Source organism: Gammaproteobacteria bacterium (genome assembly GCA_022340215.1).
GTDB lineage: Bacteria > Pseudomonadota > Gammaproteobacteria > JAJDOJ01 > JAJDOJ01 > JAJDOJ01.
In genome coordinates, this window is record JAJDOJ010000249.1 from 1 (window position 1) to 5,034 (window position 5,034).

Genomic DNA, 5,034 nt, shown 5'->3' on the forward strand with positions numbered 1-5,034 from the left:
CAGGGGGAAGTGAAGCAATGCCCGCCAAACTCTGTTTTGTCCTGATGCCCTTCGGAAGGAAACCCGATTCCGGCGGCCTGACGATCGACTTCGACAAGGTCTACGACCGGGTCATCAAGCCGGCCATCGCGCGTTCCGGGATGGAGCCTGTCCGCGCGGACGAGGAGCAGGCCGGCGGGATCATCCACAAGCCGATGTACGAACGCCTGCTTCTGTGTGAGTTCGCCGTGGCCGACCTCACGACGGCCAACGCCAACGTGTATTACGAACTCGGTGTCCGCCATGCCGTGCGGCCCGCGAGTACGATACTGGTCTTCGCGGACACGACGCGCCTGCCGTTCGATGTGGCGCCCCTGCGCGGCATACCCTACAAGCTCGACGCCACTGGGGAGCCCGACGATGTCGAGGCGACGATCGAGGCAATCTCCACCCGCTTGAAGGCCGCCCGCGAGGTCCCGACCGACAGCCCGTTGTTCGAACTGATCGACGGCATGCAGCCACAGCAAGTGCCACACGAGAAGACGGACGCATTCCGGGATCAGGTCGAGTACTCGAAGGCACTCAAATCGCAACTGCGCGACGCTCGCAAGCGTGGTGTCGACGCGGTCCAGTCCGTCGAGCGACAACTGGGCGCGCTGGAGGGCTCCGAGGCCGGTGTCCTGATCGATCTCATGCTGTCGTACCGGGCCAGGAAGGCATGGCCGGAGATGATTTCGCTGGTCGAGCGCATGCCGAGGCCCATCCAATCCACGGTGATGGTGCAGGAGCAATATGCCCTGGCCCTGAATCGCAACGGACAGGGGGAGAAGGCGGAGACCGTCCTGCTGGACCTGATCGAGGCGCGCGGCCCGAGCAGCGAAACCTGCGGCATTCTCGGGCGGGTCTACAAGGACCGCTGGGCATCCGCCCTGAAAGACGGGGACACCTATCTCGCCGCGGGGTTTCTCGACAAGGCGATAGCGACCTATGCGGAGGGTTTCGAAACCGATCCTCGTGATGCCTACCCGGGGGTGAACGCGGTGACGCTGATGGAGCTTCGCGATCCTCCGGATGGGCGCCGGAGCGAGCTCCTGCCCGTGGTTCGATACGCGGTCAAGAGAAAGATGGCGCTCGGCAAGCCGGATTACTGGGACTATGCCACCCTGGTGGAACTGGCGGTGCTGGAGGGCAATGAGCGGGACGCGAAGGAGGCACTGGTCAAGGCCCTGAGTGAGATACGCGAGAAATGGGAAGCCGAGACCACTGTCAACAACCTGCGCCTGATCCGCGAATGCCGCGAACGGCGCGGACCCGTGGCGTCATGGTACAAAGACATCGAGGATGCGTTAGCGAAAACCGGCTCGCGACACTGACGTCAATGAAACTCGAGGCGATTCTCACGCAAGGCTGGCACGACGATCCGACGACGCCACTCGCCGCGCGCCGCCTTCACGATCTGGCAAGCCGGGATACGGCGCACTATGGTGATCGTCTAAGTGCCGAACTCGATTCCTGCCACGCCGCGGACCTATATCCTCGCCTACCTGGCGATCCTCTTCGCGGTGGTCGCCGTGCATTCCCGATGGATGCATCACCGACGGAGGAAGACGGAGCGGCGACGGGAGAAAGCGGGCCTGCCTCGCGACGTGCTCGTCGATCACGCCGAAGATCTGCAACGCCGACGTCGAGACTCCCGCAACGAAGCCCTCCTGCTACTCGGAACCATCCTGCTGGCGCCGGTCGCCCTGACAATCTTCGCGGGAACCTACGATACGGGCAACCTGGAGACCGCTCAGCAGGGGGTCGCCCTGACCTTTGTGGGGCTTCTGATCTGGGTGCTGGTCAACGGCACCGAAGTCTCCAAAGCGTACCTCGGCGGGCTGGCCTTCAAGACACTGGCCGCGTTCAAGGCGCCTTTTCAGGTGGGCGACCGAGTCACCCTGAAGGGCGTGAGCGGGCGGGTCACCGGATTCAATACCTTCTTCGTCACCCTGCAGACGCAGAACGACGATCAGGTCAGCATCCCGACCCGTTCTCTCTGGGGCGAGGCGCTGAGTTCCTCCAACTCCGGCGCGCGATATTCGCTCTGCGTCATCGAATTTTTCCTGTCACCTTTCGTCAGCGGCGAACAGCGCCAGCAGGCCGAAGACGCCATCTGGGACGCGATTCAGGCCTCCCCGTATTACGATTCCTCCCACCCCATGCAGATCTCTATCTTCGCCAGACCGAAAACGCGATCCAGCTCACGGCCAGGGCCTACGTCGCACTGACCTACAACGAGCCCCTTTTCGTCAGCGACATCACGCGCGCCATTCTCGAGTATGCCGAGCGCACGGAACTACCGCTGGCCTCGAATGCATGGCGAGTCAATGTTGCGAACCGAAGCCTTTAAGTCAGCTCTTCCGGATCAGAACCGCAATGCCCCTGGAGCACGCAACAGGCCACTATCGATAGAGCATCCTTATTGGATTTACGCAGGTCCCCGATTCTCGCCTCATGCGATAACTATCGCGACTTCTCGAATCGTTCCGCTGTACCCGCCTCCCCGACGGGTCGTCGCGCGACGGGCAACCCGGACTTCAGCGAGTCGTCAACCTGGAGGCGCGTTGGTCGTATGAAAAACGTCAAATCGTTGGGCGTCCGGCCAACACATCGTGTTGATTGCGTTGCGTGCTGGCAAGGGAGACCGGACAGTATCAGTCGCTGGATTATACTCGAGAGAGGAAACGTGACGATTTCCGGAAAGTGGAGGTTGTGTCATGACACCGTCTTTTGGAGAACAGGTTCTGCAGTTCGCCCGCGCCGTGGATTTTATCGACGATGCCACCTTTGCACGCGTGAGAAAGCTGATCGAAGACTACACCAGGAACACCCTCAAGGTTGCGGTGACGAGATTCATGCTGGAGTCGGGACAACACGAAAACCCGAGCCTGATCCCATATGGACTGGCGACGAAGGAAGTCTTTCTGGCAAGACCGATTCGCAAGGCGAATGGTGAGTATGGCGGACAGACCTGCTTTGCATTCGATATTCAGAAACCCCTGTGGATCGTCAGTGCCGAGGGACAGCCGGAAGAATTGATCGACGCGGAGCATTTCGAGGATCGCTGGTATGGCAGGCAAGGGATTCCAAAGTACCTGAAGACCGAAGACCGCCCGATACGGACATCGATCGTGCTGCCGCTGAGAAACGACCGGGAACGCCTGTTCGGTGTGCTGAATTTCGAGACCGAAGAGCGGCTTGACATCACCGAGTCGGCCAAGGGTGAACTGCAACACCTGGCCGATGCGATATCCATCGTGTACCGAGCCAAATGCATGACCAAGGCTCGAAAAAACCGCTCCCTGGAGGCGTTACGCAGCCTGGAGGCCTCCTTGCGCCACAATCCGCCAAAGCTGACCAAGCCGAACGTCTTTATCGCCTCGGCATCCAAGGCCAGGACGGATGTCATAAGAGCGATCGATGAGGTGTTTAAAGAATCGGTATATAGAGAGAAATTCAAGGTCATTCGCTGGGACAAGATCCACAACCCTGGGAATATCAACCAACAGTTGCTGGAGGAGCTTGGAACCTGCCGATATGGGGTCTGCTATTTCTCCGAACGTGACGAGTCATCGGAAAATGGCGAATTCAAGGACAACCCCAATGTGCTCTTCGAGGCGGGGATGCTCCACGGTCGCACCGATCTCGACGCGCACAAACCCGCAAGCTGGATACCGATCCGGGAAAAGGCCGGCTCCGCTCCACCTTTCGATTTTGCCTCGGAGCGGATGATTCTCGTACCGAGGACCCCGAAAGGCGGATTACGGAAAAGGAGCTTCCAGGATCTGTTCCGAAATCGACTGGATCGTCTGGCAAATCTGAAAGAATGATGTCGGCACACAATCGGCCGTGTTGACGTACCCGCAAACCATCGAACCACACCGACACTACAGCTCAATCTGGACGTCCGATAGGGAATCGGCCTGTACGTCAACGAGGCGTTCCTGTGCCCTCTCCTCGCCGCCGACCGTCCCGGTAACCCTCAGCGAGTGGGACCTCGGCGACAGACCGGAAACGGCGGCGGACGCGCCTGACCGATTCTCCACCGGCCCTCGGCGGCGGCGATCGAGCAACAGAATGAGGCCGACGAGCAGGCCGCGATCGCGCAACGCAAACTGATGCAGACCAGGGCCGATCTGAAGGCGACACAGATCAGCATCAACCAGGCGCAGCAGTTCCTGCAGCGCCTGAAGGGGCAGGAAGAGGCGGCGAAGCGAAACAATCAGATCGCCATGGAGCGTGTGCAGGAGGAGATCAAGACACTCGTCGGTGAGCTTCAGGACCCGGCGACGAGCGGTGGTGACCGAGCGAAGCGCAAAGAGATACAGATTGCGTTGGCAGCCGCCCGGGCGGATGCCGGATCGCTGGAGCAGGTCGGGAAGGGACTGGAGGAGAGGGAGCGCGCGGCCGGTAGTGCCTCGGCTGGCGTGGAAAACCTGGACCAAGTCGAGCGGAAGCTGGCGCAAAGCGTCGAAGGACTCGATGTGGCAACCTCAACCAACGCATCTGCGCACGCGGAGCGAAATCCCGCTGGACGAGCCAACGCCGATCTGAGCGACTTCGCGGGACGGGAAGAGGGCATACGTCGGCCCGCGACAGGGGTTGGAGAGGAGTTTCGCGCCGATGACCCACTGCGGATCGCCGCGGCCAGAGACACCTCCCCCCAGCCAACCGCCGAGTCATTGTCCCCTGAACCGACCGATTCCTCTGTCGAGTGCATTTCGGCCGAACCGGCAGGCGATGATGTTACGGTAACGGAGGAACTCGCGCTGTGGGAGGCGTGTCTGCAGGCGGGAGACGGATCGGAGCAGGCCCTCGCCGAGGAGCGGCTGCGTTCCCTGGAAGTGAGTGCGGACCCCACAATTGGTCCTTAGGCGATTTCTGTCAAATGACATACCATCCAGCTTGTCTTTTCGTCCGTCCTCTGTGTTGCGACAACACTGACATAGTTTGACTATGCGCCTGTTGTCGCGCCTTGATGACGAACGAAAATCCAGCGCAATCTGGTATGCC

Annotated in this window: 4 protein-coding genes; all 4 read left to right on the forward strand. The window is 60.6% G+C overall.

Translation table 11 applies throughout. From position 1 onward, the window contains the following. Positions 1-44: 44 nt before the first annotated feature. The 4 genes from LJE91_17120 (at position 45) to LJE91_17135 (ending at position 4,895) form a co-directional block, all read left to right on the forward strand. Complete coding sequence (locus LJE91_17120) at positions 45-1,352, forward strand: DUF4071 domain-containing protein (GenBank protein MCG6870383.1); 1,308 nt, start codon at positions 45-47, stop codon at positions 1,350-1,352. Positions 1,353-1,475: 123 nt separating this feature from the next. Then, on the forward strand, positions 1,476-2,249 hold the full coding sequence (locus LJE91_17125) for a mechanosensitive ion channel family protein (GenBank protein MCG6870384.1): 774 nt from the start codon (positions 1,476-1,478) through the stop codon (positions 2,247-2,249). Between the two features lie 489 nt (positions 2,250-2,738). Then, the gene (locus LJE91_17130; GenBank protein ID MCG6870385.1) at positions 2,739-3,851 is read left to right on the forward strand and encodes a nucleotide-binding protein; all 1,113 of its coding nucleotides are present in this window, start codon (positions 2,739-2,741) and stop codon (positions 3,849-3,851) included. A gap of 288 nt (positions 3,852-4,139) precedes the next feature. Beyond that, positions 4,140-4,895, forward strand: coding sequence for a hypothetical protein (locus LJE91_17135; GenBank protein MCG6870386.1), 756 nt, complete (start codon positions 4,140-4,142; stop codon positions 4,893-4,895). Positions 4,896-5,034 lie beyond the last annotated feature (139 nt).

Bases quoted from the DNA above. Each gene is read 5' to 3' on its own strand.
- LJE91_17120 (MCG6870383.1), top strand. From the start codon at position 45: ATGCCCTTCGGAAGGAAACCCGATTCCGGCGGCCTGACGATCGACTTC.
- LJE91_17135 (MCG6870386.1), top strand. From the start codon at position 4,140: ATGCAGACCAGGGCCGATCTGAAGGCGACACAGATCAGCATCAACCAG.
- LJE91_17130 (MCG6870385.1), top strand. From the start codon at position 2,739: ATGACACCGTCTTTTGGAGAACAGGTTCTGCAGTTCGCCCGCGCCGTG.